This is a genomic window from Microbacterium sp. ACRRU, from assembly GCF_022346945.1.
Classification (GTDB): Bacteria; Actinomycetota; Actinomycetes; order Actinomycetales; family Microbacteriaceae; genus Microbacterium; species Microbacterium mcarthurae.
Genome location: NZ_JAKRNI010000009.1, coordinates 54,818 through 70,390, shown reverse-complemented (window position 1 = coordinate 70,390; position 15,573 = coordinate 54,818). Strand labels below are relative to the sequence as shown.

Genomic DNA, 15,573 nt, shown 5'->3' with positions numbered 1-15,573 from the left:
GGACTCGACCGGTGACTCCTGAGGGTCGCCGTCGCCACGGCTGTGAAGCGGTCCCCTACCGCCCCGTTGTATTCTGACGCTAGAATAGCCGCGTGGTCGTGACATCGTCGAACCAAGCTGCTCCGCAATTGACTCCCGCGGAGTTGACGATCCTCGGACTGATCGTCGAGCAGCCTCGGCACGGCTACGACCTGGAACGGGTCATTGAGAAGCGCGGCGTTCGAAAATGGACGGACATCGGGTTCTCCTCCATCTACTACGTCATCGCCAAGCTCGAAAGGCGTGGCCTCGTCGAGACTGATGCGGCCCGTGCCGGCGCGAAGTCGCGGCGGGTCTTCCGCGCGACCGCAGCAGGGCACGAGGTCGCAGCGGCCGAGACTGCCGCTTTCCTCTCGGAGCTGCAAACGGTTGCTCACCCGTTTCTCGTCGGGCTGGCCAACTCGTCCCTCGTGCCCGAGCACGATTACGTCCGTGCGTTGCAGGACAGGCTGCAGCTCCTCGAGGCGAGGATTTCCTCCGTGACAGAGGCAGAGGCGAGGCAGTCACCCCTCCCCCGAGCGGCGCGTGAGGTGTTCTCCTACTCCCTGAGCCTGCTCGAGGCAGAAAGGTCGTGGCTCGCCGCGCGAGTCCTGGTGCCCCGTGAAGACCCCAATGCTCATTGACGACATTCCCACGGCCGGCGGCACCCACTGCGAGACGACGGCGCTCGGGGTCCTTCTCCATCACGTCGGCGTGGCACTGTCCGAACCGATGCTCTTCGGGATCGGCAGCGGACTGTCTTTCATCTACTGGGACTCGAAGCAGCAGGAATTCCCTTTCCTCGGGGGCAGGGTGAAGCCCTTCACTCTCACCGAGAACATCGCGCGGAGGCTGGGGCTCGGCCTGCGTGTGCAAGAAACCACTTCCCCGCGGAAGGCGTGGGAGCAGGTGCGCTCCCGGATCGACGAAGGCATCCCGGTAGGTCTCCAACTCGACAGTTTCGACTTGGAGTACTTCGGTTCACGCGTGCACTTCGCTGGTCACATCGTCGCCTTGTACGGTTACGACGAAGACCGGGCATACCTTGTCGACACTGCCCAGCAAGGTGGAGCCGTTTCGACGAGCCTGGAAAGCTTGGCCAAGGCGCGAGCAGCGCGCGGCCCCATGTCGGCCCGCCATCGATCGTTCACCGTGGAGGCCCCGGCCCCGTTGGCGGACCACACGCATCTCCTTCCCGCGATCATCTCGGCCATCACCTCGTGCGCCGAGGATTTCCTGGCACCGCCCATCAGCAACATCGGAAGCAAGGGAATTCGCACCGCAGCGAAGCGCGTCACGGCGTGGCTCGACCGCATCGAGGACCCGGGTCGCGACCTCCCCCTCATCGCCCTCATGATGGAACGCGCGGGCACGGGAGGTGCGTTGTTTCGCAATCTCTACCGCGACTTCCTCACGGAGTGCACCGAGCTCATCGATGACCGGCGAGAGGCCGAGCTCGTCTTCCACGGGCGGGACCTGTTCGCCCAGTCCGCTCTGCTGTGGACGATGGTCGCGCAGCTCATCGAGAAGTCCGGCGTCACGAATGACCGAGCGCATCTTTCGAAAGCGAGCCGACTGCTGGAGGACATTGCGGTGCTGGAGACGACTGCGATGACGAGCCTCAGCGGGCTCTCCGGAGGCCCACGCATCGGCTGAGGGCGGTTTCCGCGTGCGGCATGGGTAGGGCCTAGTCTCTTCAGATGAGCACCGTCCGCGTGAGGGGCCGCCTCGTCTGTGCCACGCCGCAAGAAGCGGAGATCGTCCGCAGTCACCTGCCCGCACACGTCGAACTCACGCGAGCAGAGCCCGGATGCCTTCGATTCGTGGTCGCGCAGACGGACGACACCCTCGTCTGGTGGGTCGAAGAGCTCTTCGCCGACGACGACGCGTTCGACCGCCACCAACGGCGGGTTTCGCAAAGCCTGTGGGGTCGAGTGACGGCGGGCATCGAACGCCAGTACTCGATCACGAAGGACGTGTGATCGCGGGACGCTCGCTGCCGCGCCTGACCTGGCTCGCGGCCCTGCTCGGCCTCGTCGACGGGCGTGCCGCCGCGCTCGACGGGCGGGCCTCCCCGGCGGCGGTCACACCGGAGCGAGCTCTCCGATCAGCGCCTCCACGCGACCCCGGATCTCGTCTCGGATGCGGCGCACGGAGTCCGCACCCTGCCCGGCGGGGTCGTCGAGCTGCCAGTCCTCGTAGCGCTTCCCGGGGAAGATCGGGCACGCGTCGCCGCAGCCCATCGTGATGACGACGTCGGACTCGCGGACCGCTTCGACGGTGAGGATCTTGGGGGTGTTCCCCGCGATGTCGATGCCCTCCTCGGCCATCACCTCGATCGCGACGGGGTTGATCTGGTCCTTCGGCTCGGAGCCGGCCGAGAGCACCTCGATGCGGTCTCCGGCGAGGTGTTCCAGATACCCCGCGGCCATCTGCGACCGGCCGGCGTTGTGGACACAGGCGAACAGGACGGTGGGACGAGACATAATTCTCCTTCGCGTTCGGGTGCATCGCCTTCGGCGTGGCAGGCGCTCACATTGGTGGCATCCCTCCACAGCGGCGATACTACCTCAATAGGCGTTGAGCTAAGTGCGGCCCATTCGTCGCGCGCATCGATGTCGGAGGTCGTCGATATCGTCCGTCTATGACTCGAGTGATCTTCCACACCGCCACGACCGTCGACGGATTTCTCGCGACAGAGGAGGACTCCCTCGATTGGCTGTTTGCCACGCCAGGCAGCGCCGAGGCCGAGGTCGCCTTCGGGTCATTTCTCGACGGCGTCGGTGTGCTCGTGATGGGCTCGTCGACGTACGAGTGGCTGGTTCGCAACGAGAATCTTCACGATGAGCCGGAACGTTGGCAACAGCTCTACGGCCGGCGACCGTCATTCGTCTTCTCCTCTCGTCCTCGCGAGCTCGTCCATGGGGCCGACATCCGAATGGTGGCGGGGAGCGTGGACGAGCAGTGGGACGAGATCCGAAAGGCGGCGGAGAACGCTGACGTCTGGATTGTCGGTGGCGGCGACCTGGCCGGTCAGTTCGCCGACGCGGATCTCCTCGACGAGATCCGTCTCTCGATCGCTCCGGCCACTTTGGGTTCGGGAAAGCCGCTCATGCCCCGCGTCCTCGGACCCGAGCGGTTGACGCTCCTCGATGCGAAGCGTGCGGGTCAATTCGCTGAGCTCGTCTACGCGCTCCGGCCCGCGTCCCCGGGGAACTCGCCGTCCTGAAGCGGGGTCAGCTCCACCCAGCCGCCACCGAACTTGGCGGCGCGGCCGTCGCCCGATGAGGTGCCCGTGAGACGGCGACGCACCCACGGGGCCACGTGTTCGCGATAGTAGGCCGTGCCCTTCAACCGTTGGATCTCCGGGATCTCGGGGAGGTTCCACCACTCCCCCGGCGCTTCGTGACCCACCGACTGCAGCACGCGCGCGGCGACACGATGGTGTCCGCGGGCGTTCATGTGTAGCCGGTCGACCGACCAGAACTCCGGCCCCGCCAGCTCGCGATCGAACCAGTTGTACGCCGTGATCACGTCGGGCCGAGCACGCAGACGCTCCTCGACGGCGTACGACAGGCGATCGCCGCGGCCCTGGACGACCCGGCCGAACGGCAGGCCCGCCGACGGATTCGCGCCCGAGAGCACGATGAGCTGCACGCCCTCCTCGTCGCACCGGCGCACCACGTGGTCGAAGATGTCGACGATTCCGTCGATTCCCGTCCGAGGACGCAGCATGTCGTTGCCGCCGCCGTTGAACGACAGGTGCGTGGGCTTCAGCGCAAGGGCGGGTTCCAGCTGCTCCTCGACGATGGGCCGAATGAGCTTCCCGCGGATCGCGAGGTTGGCGTACTGAATGGGCTCGCCCGCGGCATCCGCCCATCCCTGGGCTGCGAGATCGGCCCAGCCGCGAACGGTGCCGTCGGGCAGCTCATCGCCGACGCCTTCGGTGAACGAGTCGCCGAGCGCGACATAGCGTACGGATGCCATCCGCTCAGCCTACGCGGGCCGCGCGAGCGCACTGCGTGTCGGGGCGCGGATCGTGCACCGGGGCGCTCTATGCCCGCCCCAGTGCACGATTCGCGCCCCCGTACCGGCCCCGGTACGGGGGCGCGGGCTGGCCAAGGCGGCGGGTCGGTGGCCGGATGTCAGCGCTCCGCGAGGGCGCGGCCGCGCTGTTCGCGGAGGAACAGCGCCGCCACGACCGCGACAGCGAAGAACGCCGCGAACACGATGAAGAGCAGCGGCGCGCCACCCAGCCCCAGCAGAGGGGGCACGCTCAGGGGGGCGACGATCGACGCGATGCGGCCGACGCCGGCCGCCCACCCCGATCCCGTGGCGCGGAGAGGGGTGGGGTAGGTCTCGGGGGTCGCCGCGTACAGCGCCCCCCAGGCGCCGAGGTTGAAGAACGACAGTGCCATGCCCGCGGCGATCACAGCAGCCTCGCCCGAAGCGGTGCCGAAGAACACCGCGGCCACGGCCGAGCCGGCGAGGAACGCGGCGAGCGTCGCACGGCGTCCCCACGCTTCGATGAGCCACGCCGCAACGGCATACCCGGGTAGCTGCGCCAGGGTGATGACGAGCGTGAAGCCGAACGACCGCACGAGGTCGTACCCCTGCGACACGAGGATCGTCGGAATCCAGATGAACGCGCCGTAGTACGAGAAGTTCACGCAGAACCACAGCACCCAGAGGGCGGCCGTTCGCGCGCGCAGGCGCGGTGCCCACAGGTCGCGCACGCGGGTGCGCTGCACCTGCCCCGCGCGCTCCTCGATGGCCGGGGCGGGAGAGAGCGACACCCGGCCCGCCGCGGCTTCGAAATCCCGCACGATGGCCGAGGCTTCGGCATCCCTCCCCCGGCTCGCCAGCCAGCGCGGCGACTCGGGCAGCCCCCATCGCACGATGAGGGCGTACACGGCGGGAATGGCGCCCAGCGCGAAGGCCCACCGCCAGCCGTCGGCGGAGGTCGGCACGACGAGGTAACCGATCACGGCCGCGGCGGTCCACCCCACGGCCCAGAACGCCTCGAGGATCACGATGAGGCGTCCGCGCATGCGGGCGGGGGCGAACTCGCTCACGTAGGTCGACGCGACGGGAAGCTCGGCGCCGAGCCCGAGACCGACGACGAACCGCAGGACGAGCAGCGCCGCCAGCCCCCCGACGAGCGCGCTCGCGCCGGTGGCGAGGCCGTAGACGAGGAGCGTCAGGGCGAACACGTGGCGACGACCGAAGCGATCGGCCAACAGGCCGCCGAGGCTCGCGCCGATGGCCATGCCGGCGAAACCCGCCGACGCGATCCACGAGGCTTCCGTCGGAGCGAGCTGCCATTGAGCCGCGAGGGCGGCGATGACGAAGGAGATGAGGCCGACGTCCATGGCATCCAGGGCCCAGCCCAGACCCGACCCGCCCAGCACCCGCGCATGGCGCCGGGTGAAGGGCAGGGCGTCGAGGCGGTCCGCGATGCGCGCGACGTCGGTCGTGGTGGTCACCGGATGCCGGCCGTCTCGGTCTCGGCGAGCATCTCGTGCACGAGCGGGAGGACACGCGTGCCGTACAGCTCGATGCTCGACATCAGCCGGTCGTGCGAGATCGAGCCACTGGCGATCTTCATCTGGAAGCGAGAATTGCCGAGGGCGCGGACGGTCGCGGCGATCTTCCGCGCGACGGTTTCCGGCGAACCGATGTACATCGAGCCCTCGGGGCCGACATCGTGCTGGAAGCGCAGGCGGTTGTACTCGGGCCACCCGCGTTCGCGGCCGATGGTGTTGTTCAGTTCTGCGACGCCCTCGTACGCCTCCTCCCACGCCTGCTGGTCGGTCTCGGCGACGTGACCGGGCGAGTGCACGGAGATGGGCATCTGCGGCTTGCCGAGCTCCGCGAGGGAACGGCGATAGAGGTCGGCGAACGGCCGGAACCGGGCCGCGGAACCGCCGATGATCGCCAGCACGAGACCGTAGCCGTAGCGTGCGGTGCGGAGCACGGACTCCGGAGAACCCCCGACCCCGACCCACGCCTTCAGGCCGTTCTCGGTCTTCGGGTAAACATCGGCGTCCTGCAGCGCGGCACGGGTCTGACCCGACCAGGTCACGGGCTTCTCGTCCAGGAGCAGGGAGAACAGCTCGAGCTTCTCCTCGAACAGCTGCTCGTAGTCCCGCAGGTCGTAGCCGAACAGCGGGAACGATTCGATGAACGACCCGCGGCCGAGGATCACCTCGGCCCGTCCGTTCGAGACGGCATCCAGGGTGGCGAACCGTTCGTACACGCGAACCGGATCGTCGGACGACAACACGGTCACGGCGGTGCCGAGGTGGATGTTCGTCGTGCGCGCGGCGGCGGCCGCCAGCACGATCTCGGGGCTCGTGACGGCGAAGTCCTTGCGGTGGTGCTCCCCCACCCCGAAGAACGACAGGCCCACCTGATCGGCGAGAACCGCTTGTTCGACGACGTTGCGGATGGTCTGCGCGTCGGACTGCAGGCTCCCGTCGGGGCCGCGTGAGATGTCTCCGAAAGTGTCGAGGCCGAGCTCGAGAGGGCGATCGTTCATGGCGTCTCCTTGCATTCGGATGAATGAACTTTATGCCCCCCGGCGCTATTCCCGACAATCGGGGCGCCACCGGCCGGTGACGCCCCGACACGGATCACGCGGATGCCAGCGCCGCGCGCAGCGTGTCCAGGCCGACGCCGCCGATGTCGAGCGCCTTCGTGTGGAACGCCTTCATCGAGAAATCGGCGCCCGCGCGCTCGCGGGCCTCGTCGCGCACCTGCTCCCAGATGCGCTGACCCACCTTGTAGGACGGAGCCTGACCGGGCCACCCGAGGTAACGGTTGACCTCGAACCGGACGAACTCTTCGGGCATGTTGACGTTTCGCAGCATGAAGGCGAGAGCGTAGTCGTGATCCCAGACGCCCTCGCCGTCGAGCCGCGGCTTGCCGAGGTGCACACCGATGTCGAGAACCACGCGCGCCGCCCGCATGCGCTGACCGTCGAGCATGCCGAGGCGGTCGGCGGGGTCGTCGAGATAGCCCAGCTGCTCCATGAGCCGCTCGGCGTACAGCGCCCAGCCCTCGGCGTGACCGCTGGTCCCCGCCAGCAGACGCCGCCAGGAGTTCAGCTCTCCGCGGTTGTAGACGGCTTGCGCAATCTGCAGGTGGTGCCCCGGAACGCCCTCGTGATACACGGTCGTCAACTCGCGCCAGGTGTCGAAGGACTCCACGCCCTCGGGGACCGACCACCACATGCGGCCGGGGCGCGAGAAGTCGTCGGTCGGGCCGGTGTAGTAGATGCCGCCCTCCTTGGTGGGGGCGATCATGCACTCCAGGCGGCGGATCGGCTCGGCGATGTCGAAGTGGGTGCGACCCAGCTCTTCGACGGCACGGTCGCTCGTGCGCTGCATCCACTCCTGCAGGGCGGCGGTGCCGTGCAGCTTGCGGGATTCGTCCTTCTCGAGGAACGCCACGGCCTCCTCGACGCTCGCGCCGGGGAGGATCTCGTGGGCGATCGCCTCCTGTTCGGCGACCATGCGGGCGAGCTCCTCGACGCCCCACTCGTACGTCTCGTCGAGGTCGATGGTCGCGCCGAGGAACTGGCGCGAATGCAGCGCGTACAGCTCGCGACCGACGCCGTCGGTCTCACCGGCGACCGGGGCGAGTTCGGACGACAGAAAGGATGCCAGGGCGTCGTACGCGACGCGCGCGGCACCGGCGTTCTGGTCGAGGTCGCGTGCGAGCGAGGCGGGGAGCTGCCCCTCCTCGGGGGCGGCTTCGCCGACGAACTCGGCGAAGAAGCCTGTGTCGGCGGTGTAGCGCGCGATCTGCGTCGCGACCTCGGTGACCTGGCGGCGCGCCGGCACCACACCGCGCGACATGCCCTCGCGCAGCGTCGCGATGTAGCCGTCGATCGCACCGGGCAGCGCCTTCAGGCGTGCCGCGATCGTCGCCCAATCCTCGACCGTGGCGGTGGGCATGAGGTCGAACGCCTGCCGCAGGTCTTGCGCGGGCGACGCGATGACGTTCACGTCGCGAAGGTGCGTCTGGGCCGCGTGCAGCTCGAGGTGCAGGTCGAGTTCGCGCCCGAGGTCCATCTGCGTGACCTCGTCGATCGCGTCGACGGGAGTGGCGTTGTCGAGGGCGGCCTTCGTCGCCCGCGCTTGGTCGGCGAGCTCGTTCGCCCCCTCGGGGCTGTAATCGCCGAAGCGGTCGTTGTACTCAGTGCGTCCGATGTAGGTGGCCAGCGTCGGCACACGCTCGGCCAGAGTGTCCACCCACGCGTCAGCGATCCTGTCGATCGGCGTGGGGGTGCGTTGTGCATCAGTCATAGGTCGAGCCTAGGGAAGGCCCGAGGGCCTGACCACCCGGCTGCGGAACCGTGCGTGCACGGCCAGAGGGCCCCGAAGCCCAGGGAGGGCCTGCGTGCCTGACCACCCGGCTGCGGAACCGTGCGTGCACGGCCCGAGGTCGTCTGCACCTCGCGGCGGCAGGGAGTCGGCCGCTGTCAGTGTCCGGCTTCGTCCCAGTCGCCGCCCCGGCCGATCTGCACGTCGAGAGGCACCGAGAGATCGGCGGCATCCGCCATGCGCGCGCGCACGATCGACTCGACGGCATCCCACTCCCCTGTCGCCACCTCGACGACGAGCTCATCATGGATCTGCAGCAGCACGCGCGAGCGCAGACCCGCGGATGCCAGCTCGTCGCGGATGCGGAACAGGGCGATCTTCATGATGTCGGCGGCGCTGCCCTGGATGGGGGCGTTGAGAGCCGCGCGCTCGGCGTTCTCACGCAGCACGCGGTTCATGCTCGTGAGATCCGGGAACGGTCGCCGGCGTCCGAAGATCGTCTCGGTGTATCCGTCTTGTCGGGCCTGCTCGACGGAACCGCGCAGATAGTCGCGTACCGCCCCGAAGCGGGCGAAGTACTCGAGCATGAGCTGCTTGGCTTCGGACTGTTCGATCCGCAGCTGCTTGGACAGACCGAACGCCGACAGACCGTAGACGAGGCCGTAGGACATGGCCTTCACCTTCGTGCGCATGGCGGGCGTGACCTCGGACGGCTCCACGCCGAATACCCGTGAGCCGACGAAGCGGTGCAGGTCTTCCCCGGAGTTGAATGCCTCGATGAGGCCGGGGTCACCCGAGAGGTGCGCCATGATGCGCATCTCGATCTGCGAGTAGTCCGCGGTCAGCAGCGTCTCGTAGCCCTCGCCCACCTCGAAGGCGGCGCGGATGCGGCGGCTCTCGTCGGTGCGGATCGGGATGTTCTGCAGGTTCGGGTCAGTGCTCGACAGGCGCCCCGTCTGGCTGCCGGTCTGCACGTACGTCGTGTGGATGCGGCCGTCGGCACCGATCGCCGCGTCGAGAGCGTCGATGATCTGCTTCAGTTTCGTCGCCTCGCGATGGCGGAGCAGGAGATCGAGGAACGGATGATGCGCGTTCTCCTGCAGATCGGCGAGGGCCGCGGCGTCCGTGGTGTACCCGCTCTTGGTCTTGCGGGTCTTCGGTAGCTGCAGCTCGTCGAACAGCACCTCCTGCAGCTGCTTGGGCGAGCCGAGGTTGACCTCGTGACCGATCGACGCGTATGCCTGCTGCGCGAGCTCCTCCGCGCGGGCGGCGAGCTCGCCCGAGAATTGCGCGAGCTTGTCGTGCGACACCGCGACCCCGGCGAGTTCCATGTCGGCCAGGGCTTCGAGGGTCGGCAGCTCGATGTCGTCGAGCACCTCCGCGACGCGGTCGGGCAGGTCGGCACGCTGAGCCTCGGAGACACGACGGACGTACCACGACAGCTGGCCCGGGGTGGCGCCCTCGGTCTCGGGCACGAGCTGCGTCGGATCGGCCTCGGGGAGTTTCTCGCCGAGGTAACGGTCGACCAAATCGGCGAGCGACTTGTCGGGGAAGCTCGGACGCACCAGCCACCCCGCCAGGATCACGTCGTCGGCGATCCCCCCGACCACGACGCCTTCGCGCGCCAGAGCCTTCAGTTGCGGCTTCGCCGCGGCGAACACCTTCGGCGCCGGGGATGCCAGCCAGTCGGAGAGCGCATCGCGCATCGCGTCCGTCCACTCGGCTTCTGCCGCTGCGTCGGCGGTGGCGAGGCCGATCCGGGTCGGCCGTGATCCGACGAGGGTCAGCGTCACTCCCACCGGCCCTGCCGCATCCGCCGCCCACGCCGCGAGACCGGGCGCGTCGAGGACGGTGGCGGTGGGCGCGGTCGCGGTGGGGCGCGCCTCTTCGGCCGACGCCGAGGGATCCGCCCCGAACGCGTCGAACACCCGCGGGAGCAGGGTGCGGAACTCCAGGCGCGCGAAGATGTCGCGGACCGCCTGCGTGTCGATGGGCTGCACGGCCAGGTCGGCCGGACCGACCTCGAGCTCGACGTCGCGCAGGAGGCGGTTGAGAGCTCGGTTGCGCTTGACGTCGTCGAGGTGCTCGCGCAGGTTGTTGCCCACGACGCCGGTGATCTTGTCGGCGTTGTCGAGGAGGGCCTCCAGCGACCCCCACTGGGTGAGCCATTTCACGGCCGTCTTCTCACCGACCTTGGGGACGCCGGGAAGGTTGTCGCTCGTCTCACCGACGAGAGCGGCGATCTCGGGGTACTGCGCCGGCGGCAGACCATACTTCTCGACGACGGCGTCGGTGTCGTAGCGCTTGAGCTGCGAAACGCCCTGCACATTCGGGTACAGCAGCGTGATGTCGTCGGTGACGAGCTGAATCGTGTCCCGGTCGCCCGAGCAGACGAGGACGGAGAACCCTTCGGCCGACGCCTCCGTGGCGAGGGTCGCGAGGATGTCGTCGGCCTCGACCTCTTCCTTCGTCAGCACCGGCACGTTCAGGGCGCGGAGGCAGTCCTGCAGCAGGGGGATCTGCCCCTTGAACTCGACCGGGGATTCGCTGCGGTTGGCCTTGTACTCGCTATACTCGCGCGTGCGGAACGACTGTCGCGACGTGTCGAACGCGACGGCCAGGTGCGTCGGCTTCTCGGCCTTCACCAGGTTCACGAACATCGACAGGAAGCCGTAGATGCCGTTGGTGTGCTGGCCGTCCTTCGTGGAGAAGTTGTCGACGGGCAGGGCGTAGAACGCCCGGTAGGCCAGCGAGTGGCCGTCGACGACGAGGAGAGTAGGCTTTTCGGCATCCGTCACTCGTCCAGCGTAACGAGAACCACGGACACTCCCCCGGCCCCGGCTTCTCGAAGGCGACGATGACCTCCACGACCCCCGACACCACCTCCGGACTCGACTGGGCCAAGCAGCGCGGAATGGGCGCTCTCGCCGAGAAGATGGGCATCGAGTGGGTCGAGTTCTCGGTCGAGCGCAGCGTCGCCACGATGCCGGTCGAGGGCAACACGCAGCCCGTCGGGCTGCTCCACGGCGGCGCCTACGTCGTGCTCGGAGAATCGCTGGGCTCGATGGCCGCGAACCTGTACGCCGGTGCCGGGCGTCTGGCCGTCGGCATCGACATCAACGCGACACACACCCGTTCGGCCACCTCGGGCATCGTCACGGGGGTCTGCACGCCGATCCACCTCGGCCGCTCCCTCACCGTCCACGAGATCGCCGTCTCCGACGAACAGGGCCGCCGATGCTCGACGATCCGCATCACCAATCTGATCAAGGACGCCCCGGCCCGCTGAGCCCAACGAAAAAGGGATGCCACCGCGGTGGCATCCCTCTTCGGATGACGGGGGTTCAGCTTTTCTTGGGCGCGAGCTGCTCGATGATGGCCTTCGCCACGTCCTGCATGGTGAGGCGACGGTCCATGGAGGCCTTCTGGATCCAGCGGAACGCTTCGGGCTCGGAAAGCCCCATCTTCTCGTTGAGCAGGCCCTTGGCGCGGTCGACGAGCTTCCGCGTCTCGAAGCGCTCGACCATGTCGGCCACCTCTGCCTCGAGCGTGATGATCTGCTCGTAGCGGGCCAGGGCGATCTCGATCGCGGGAAGCAGATCGTTCGGCGTGAACGGCTTGACGACGTACGCCAGCGCGCCCGCCTCGCTCGCACGCTCCACGAGCTCCTTCTGGCTGAACGCCGTCAGGAGCACGACCGGGGCGATGTGGTTCTTGCTGAGCTTCTCGGCCGCGCTGATGCCGTCGAGCTGCGGCATCTTGACATCCATGATGACCAGGTCGGGGCGCAGCTCGGTGGCCAGCTGGACGGCGGTCTCGCCGTCACCGGCCTCACCGACGACGTCGAAGCCGTTATCGCGGAGGATCTCGACGATGTCGAGACGAATCAGCGACTCGTCTTCCGCCACGACGACGCGACGGGGTGCGGTGGGCGCGCTCGCCGGCGCGGCTTCGTGATCTGTCACGGTTCCATCCTAAGACTGTGGGTGCGATGAACACCGTCACGGTGCGCATCTGTGCGGCGCCCTTGCGCAACCGAGGGCCAAGAGGTTATCGGAGCGACTCCGCAGCGGAGCCCACCCCTTATCGTGCCGGTGGTGGGATTCGAACCCACACGCCCTTTCGGACAGAGCATTTTGAGTGCCCCGCGTCTGCCATTCCGCCACACCGGCCGGTGTCGCGCTGATCGACCCTAGCGCACAGGGCCGATCAGCGCGTCGGAGTCAGTTGTCCTGATATCCGGGAGCCGCGCCGTGCACGGCATCGCCCACGCGGTGCACGCGCAGGTCGTTGGTGGATCCGGCGATTCCCGGAGGGGAACCGGAGATGACGACGACCTTGTCACCGATCTTGGCGAGGTCGTTGGCCAGCAGGTAGTCGTCCACCTGGAGGAACATCTTGTCGGTGTGCGACACGTGCTCGACGAGCGTCGAGCGCACGCCCCACGTCAGCGCGAGGCGCCGGCGGATGCCGGGCTCGGGCGTGAACGCGATCATCGGAATCGTGGAGCGAAGGCGCGACATGCGGCGCGCCGAGTCGCCCGACTCGGTGAAGACGCAGAGGTACTTGGCATCCACGAAGTCGGCCACCTCGACGGCGGCGAGGGTGATCGCGCCGCCCTGCGTGCGCGGCTTGTTCGTCAGGGGGGCGATGCGCTCGAGACCGTGCTCCTCGGTCGACTGAACGATGCGCGCCATGGTCTCCACGACCACGACCGGGTACGCCCCGACGCTCGTCTCTCCGGACAGCATGACCGCATCGGCGCCGTCGAGGACGGCGTTGGCGACGTCGCTGGTCTCGGCGCGGGTCGGAACCGGGTTCTCGATCATCGACTCGAGCATCTGCGTCGCGACGATCACGGGCTTCGCCATGCGGCGGCAGAGCTCCACCGCACGCTTCTGCACGATCGGCACGGCCTCGAGCGGGAGCTCGACGCCGAGGTCGCCGCGGGCGACCATGATGCCGTCGAACGCGTCGATGATCTCTTCGAGGTTGTCGACCGCCTGCGGCTTCTCGATCTTGGCGATGACCGGGATGTACCGGCCCTCTTCGCCCATGATCTCGTGCACGCGCTCGATGTCCTGCGCGTCGCGCACGAACGACAGGGCGATGAGGTCGGCGCCGGCGCGCAGACCCCAGCGCAGGTCGGCCTCGTCCTTCTCGCTGAGCGCGGGGACGTTCACGGCCACACCGGGCAGGTTGATGCCCTTGTTGTTGGACACCGGACCGCCGACGACGACCCGCGTGGTGACGACGGTGCCGTCGGTCTCGACGACCTCGACACGCACCTTGCCGTCGTCGATGAGCAGGAAGTCACCGGGCTTCACGTCGTGCGGCAGACCCTTGAACGTCGTGCCGACGATGTCCTTCGTGCCGAGGATGTCTTCGATGGTGATCTTGAAGATGTCGCCGGCGGCGAGGTCGTGAGGACCGTTCTCGAACTTTCCGAGGCGGATCTTCGGCCCCTGCAGGTCGACGAGCGCGGCGACCGGGCGGCCCGCGTCCTCCGCCGCCTTGCGCACGTTGGCGAAGTTGGCATCGTGCACGGAGTAGTCTCCGTGGCTCAGGTTCAGTCGGGCGACGTCCACCCCGGCGTCGATGATGGCGCGAACCATCTCATACGACGACGTGGCGGGGCCGAGGGTTGCGACGATCTTGGCGCGTCTCATCCGTTTACAAGCTCCGTCAGGATATTCGGGAAGTGGCCGAACGGCCCTCACCAGCTTAGGGCCTGTCGAAGAACCGCGTGAGTTGGTGACTCAGCCACCTGCCGCGGTCGGTGCATTGCGTCTTGGGGTGGACCTTGACCTGCTGGCGGGGTGTCCGCCCTACCAGTTCCGCCGGTGGGTGAACTTACGGACGATCCTGGAGCAGTCTGCGTCGTTCATTGCGGCGATGTGGTGCCTCGGAGCGACTGAACGGGCTCTAACGTCCGAAGGCGGTAGGCGCCTCATACGCCCGCGTCTTGCCCCCGGACGATAGGAGATAACTTGCTTCATCCCGACGCTTTCTCGCGTTCTACTTTTGTGTTCTGCGCACTGATCACGGCCAGTGCGTTGCTGGCGGGTTGTGCCGGCGCATCCAATTCGCCCTCTGACTTGACGACTGTCGTCACCCTTGAAGAGAACGTTCCTATGGGGAAAGAGTCGGTTCTTCCCGCGAACGTGGGTGAACCACTTACGGCTTACGTTCCCGAAGACGGTTCAGAGATTTACCTGCCTGAACCGGTAGAAGTGGCTGTGATGGGTGGCTCGTTGGAACGGCTCGGCGAGGATGTTCCGATCGACGAACTCATCGAGGAGGCTGAGTCTCTCGGACAGAACATCGTTCCGGCGTTCGAGGAGGCGGGCCTGACCGGGAGGGAAGAGCATTCTTTGAACTGGGATCGCCCGGGGGATGCCTCAACAAGAGACTTCGTCGTGCAGACGGCTGCCTCCGTGGAGACCGCATCAGTCGTGATCTCGCCCGCATCGACGAGCGCGTACACTCGCCTTCTCGTCTGGAATGACAACAAGTACGTTCAGAATGTTCTTCGGTACGGCACGTCGACCTGGGGATGGGTCCACAGCAGGGATAAACATGGTGTGACCCAGTCCATGATCAAGAAGACCACCATGTTCCCGCGCTCTCGCACCGTCAGCGGATCCAACATCTATTACCAAACCCCCGCGATCAAATACATATGCTGGATGGCTTCTTGCTCGATCGACCGGCAAATGGACGTGCGGGTCGTCTACGATCTCGCGCGCCAGTCTGACAACTTCGCGAAGGGTGTCATCACGGCGTACTGTGTCGGCCCAACAGTTTGCCCGCAATGGGTTCGCGATGTCGCAGGATGACGTTACCCCGGACGGCCAAGAACCATCGTCCCTGGATTTCTCACCGTTCGTGCGAGATCGGTTTCCCGCCGGCGGGCTCCTCGGGATGAAGGTCGTCAGCGTTTCTCAAGAGGGGACGACCCTCCGCGTGGTGTTCGACGGTGTTCCTCAGATCCGGCCCGGGCGCTTCGGAGTGCGAATCGTGACACCAGAGCGCGTGGGCGATCCTCGGTGGAATGAATTCCCGGTCACACACGACGACCCCGAGGAGTGGGCGTCGCTCGCCATCATTTTGGAGCTCGTCGAGGTCTACGACACAACCGCCCAGAGCTTCGACGGCCTTCCCGACGCAGACGGGATCATCTGGTTGAGCTGACGTCAGCGAGATACGTACAGATGCAGAGATC

15 protein-coding genes and 1 tRNA gene are annotated in these 15,573 nt (G+C 67.3%); 7 read left to right on the top strand and 9 right to left on the bottom strand.

Annotated features, from left to right (window positions below; all coding sequences use genetic code 11):
• The first annotated feature begins 92 nt into the window (after positions 1-92).
• The 3 genes from MHY30_RS06920 to MHY30_RS06910 are packed head-to-tail and all read left to right on the top strand — an operon-like array spanning position 93 to position 2,000.
• Positions 93-662: a PadR family transcriptional regulator gene (locus MHY30_RS06920; RefSeq protein WP_239276141.1), complete on the top strand. Its 570-nt coding sequence runs from the start codon at positions 93-95 to the stop codon at positions 660-662.
• On the top strand, positions 652-1,674 hold the full coding sequence (locus tag MHY30_RS06915) for a BtrH N-terminal domain-containing protein (protein WP_239276140.1): 1,023 nt from the start codon (positions 652-654) through the stop codon (positions 1,672-1,674). The genes MHY30_RS06920 and MHY30_RS06915 overlap by 11 nt, the downstream gene beginning before the upstream one ends.
• Before the next feature lie 44 nt (positions 1,675-1,718).
• Positions 1,719-2,000, top strand: a complete 282-nt coding sequence (locus tag MHY30_RS06910; protein ID WP_239276139.1) for a putative quinol monooxygenase — start codon at positions 1,719-1,721, stop codon at positions 1,998-2,000.
• A gap of 102 nt (positions 2,001-2,102) precedes the next feature.
• Here MHY30_RS06910 and MHY30_RS06905 read toward each other — a convergent pair whose 3' ends face one another.
• A complete protein-coding gene (locus MHY30_RS06905; protein WP_239276138.1) occupies positions 2,103-2,504 on the bottom strand; it encodes an arsenate reductase ArsC in 402 nt (133 codons plus the stop codon).
• 158 nt (positions 2,505-2,662) lie between these two features.
• On the opposite strand from MHY30_RS06905, the gene MHY30_RS06900 reads away from it, so the two are divergent.
• The gene (locus MHY30_RS06900; RefSeq protein WP_239276137.1) at positions 2,663-3,247 is read left to right on the top strand and encodes a dihydrofolate reductase family protein; all 585 of its coding nucleotides are present in this window, start codon (positions 2,663-2,665) and stop codon (positions 3,245-3,247) included.
• Here MHY30_RS06900 and MHY30_RS06895 read toward each other — a convergent pair.
• From MHY30_RS06895 to polA, 5 genes are all read right to left on the bottom strand, one after another.
• Positions 3,205-4,005 carry an SGNH/GDSL hydrolase family protein gene (locus MHY30_RS06895; RefSeq protein ID WP_239276136.1) on the bottom strand — a complete coding sequence of 267 codons (801 nt, stop codon included), beginning with the start codon at positions 4,003-4,005 and terminating at the stop codon, positions 3,205-3,207. The genes MHY30_RS06900 and MHY30_RS06895 overlap by 43 nt on opposite strands.
• Before the next feature lie 158 nt (positions 4,006-4,163).
• A complete protein-coding gene (locus tag MHY30_RS06890) occupies positions 4,164-5,504 on the bottom strand; it encodes an MFS transporter (protein ID WP_239276135.1) in 1,341 nt (446 codons plus the stop codon).
• On the bottom strand, positions 5,501-6,559 hold the full coding sequence (locus tag MHY30_RS06885; protein ID WP_239276134.1) for an LLM class flavin-dependent oxidoreductase: 1,059 nt from the start codon (positions 6,557-6,559) through the stop codon (positions 5,501-5,503). The genes MHY30_RS06890 and MHY30_RS06885 overlap by 4 nt, the downstream gene beginning before the upstream one ends.
• A 94-nt stretch (positions 6,560-6,653) precedes the next feature.
• Complete coding sequence (locus MHY30_RS06880) at positions 6,654-8,330, bottom strand: DUF885 domain-containing protein (RefSeq protein WP_239276133.1); 1,677 nt, start codon at positions 8,328-8,330, stop codon at positions 6,654-6,656.
• Between the two features lie 176 nt (positions 8,331-8,506).
• Complete coding sequence (gene polA, locus MHY30_RS06875) at positions 8,507-11,146, bottom strand: DNA polymerase I (RefSeq protein ID WP_239276132.1); 2,640 nt, start codon at positions 11,144-11,146, stop codon at positions 8,507-8,509.
• Positions 11,147-11,205: 59 nt separating this feature from the next.
• On the opposite strand from polA, the gene MHY30_RS06870 reads away from it, so the two are divergent.
• Positions 11,206-11,637 (top strand): hotdog fold thioesterase, encoded by a 432-nt coding sequence (locus tag MHY30_RS06870; protein WP_239276131.1) that lies wholly within the window; start codon positions 11,206-11,208, stop codon positions 11,635-11,637.
• A gap of 55 nt (positions 11,638-11,692) precedes the next feature.
• Here the strand turns inward: MHY30_RS06870 and MHY30_RS06865 are convergent, their stop codons facing one another.
• The 3 genes from MHY30_RS06865 to pyk all read right to left on the bottom strand — a co-directional run bounded on the left by MHY30_RS06865 (position 11,693) and on the right by pyk (position 14,017).
• Complete coding sequence (locus MHY30_RS06865; RefSeq protein ID WP_239276130.1) at positions 11,693-12,313, bottom strand: ANTAR domain-containing response regulator; 621 nt, start codon at positions 12,311-12,313, stop codon at positions 11,693-11,695.
• Between the two features lie 124 nt (positions 12,314-12,437).
• A tRNA-Leu gene (locus MHY30_RS06860) sits at positions 12,438-12,520 on the bottom strand.
• A gap of 51 nt (positions 12,521-12,571) precedes the next feature.
• Entirely contained in the window at positions 12,572-14,017 is a 1,446-nt protein-coding gene (gene pyk, locus MHY30_RS06855) for a pyruvate kinase (protein WP_239276129.1), read from the bottom strand.
• Between the two features lie 321 nt (positions 14,018-14,338).
• On the opposite strand from pyk, the gene MHY30_RS06850 reads away from it, so the two are divergent.
• Both MHY30_RS06850 and MHY30_RS06845 read left to right on the top strand, forming a co-directional pair.
• The gene (locus MHY30_RS06850) at positions 14,339-15,187 is read left to right on the top strand and encodes a hypothetical protein (protein WP_239276128.1); all 849 of its coding nucleotides are present in this window, start codon (positions 14,339-14,341) and stop codon (positions 15,185-15,187) included.
• A gap of 85 nt (positions 15,188-15,272) precedes the next feature.
• On the top strand, positions 15,273-15,542 hold the full coding sequence (locus tag MHY30_RS06845) for a hypothetical protein (RefSeq protein ID WP_239276127.1): 270 nt from the start codon (positions 15,273-15,275) through the stop codon (positions 15,540-15,542).
• Positions 15,543-15,573 lie beyond the last annotated feature (31 nt).

Coding starts and splice junctions, on each gene's coding strand:
- MHY30_RS06915 (WP_239276140.1), top strand. CDS start 652: ATGCTCATTGACGACATTCCCACGGCCGGCGGCACCCACTGCGAGACG.
- MHY30_RS06910 (WP_239276139.1), top strand. CDS start 1,719: ATGAGCACCGTCCGCGTGAGGGGCCGCCTCGTCTGTGCCACGCCGCAA.
- MHY30_RS06905 (WP_239276138.1), bottom strand. CDS start 2,504: ATGTCTCGTCCCACCGTCCTGTTCGCCTGTGTCCACAACGCCGGCCGG.
- MHY30_RS06900 (WP_239276137.1), top strand. CDS start 2,663: ATGACTCGAGTGATCTTCCACACCGCCACGACCGTCGACGGATTTCTC.
- MHY30_RS06895 (WP_239276136.1), bottom strand. CDS start 4,005: ATGGCATCCGTACGCTATGTCGCGCTCGGCGACTCGTTCACCGAAGGC.
- MHY30_RS06885 (WP_239276134.1), bottom strand. CDS start 6,559: ATGAACGATCGCCCTCTCGAGCTCGGCCTCGACACTTTCGGAGACATC.
- MHY30_RS06880 (WP_239276133.1), bottom strand. CDS start 8,330: ATGACTGATGCACAACGCACCCCCACGCCGATCGACAGGATCGCTGAC.
- MHY30_RS06870 (WP_239276131.1), top strand. CDS start 11,206: ATGACCTCCACGACCCCCGACACCACCTCCGGACTCGACTGGGCCAAG.
- pyk (WP_239276129.1), bottom strand. CDS start 14,017: ATGAGACGCGCCAAGATCGTCGCAACCCTCGGCCCCGCCACGTCGTCG.
- MHY30_RS06845 (WP_239276127.1), top strand. CDS start 15,273: ATGAAGGTCGTCAGCGTTTCTCAAGAGGGGACGACCCTCCGCGTGGTG.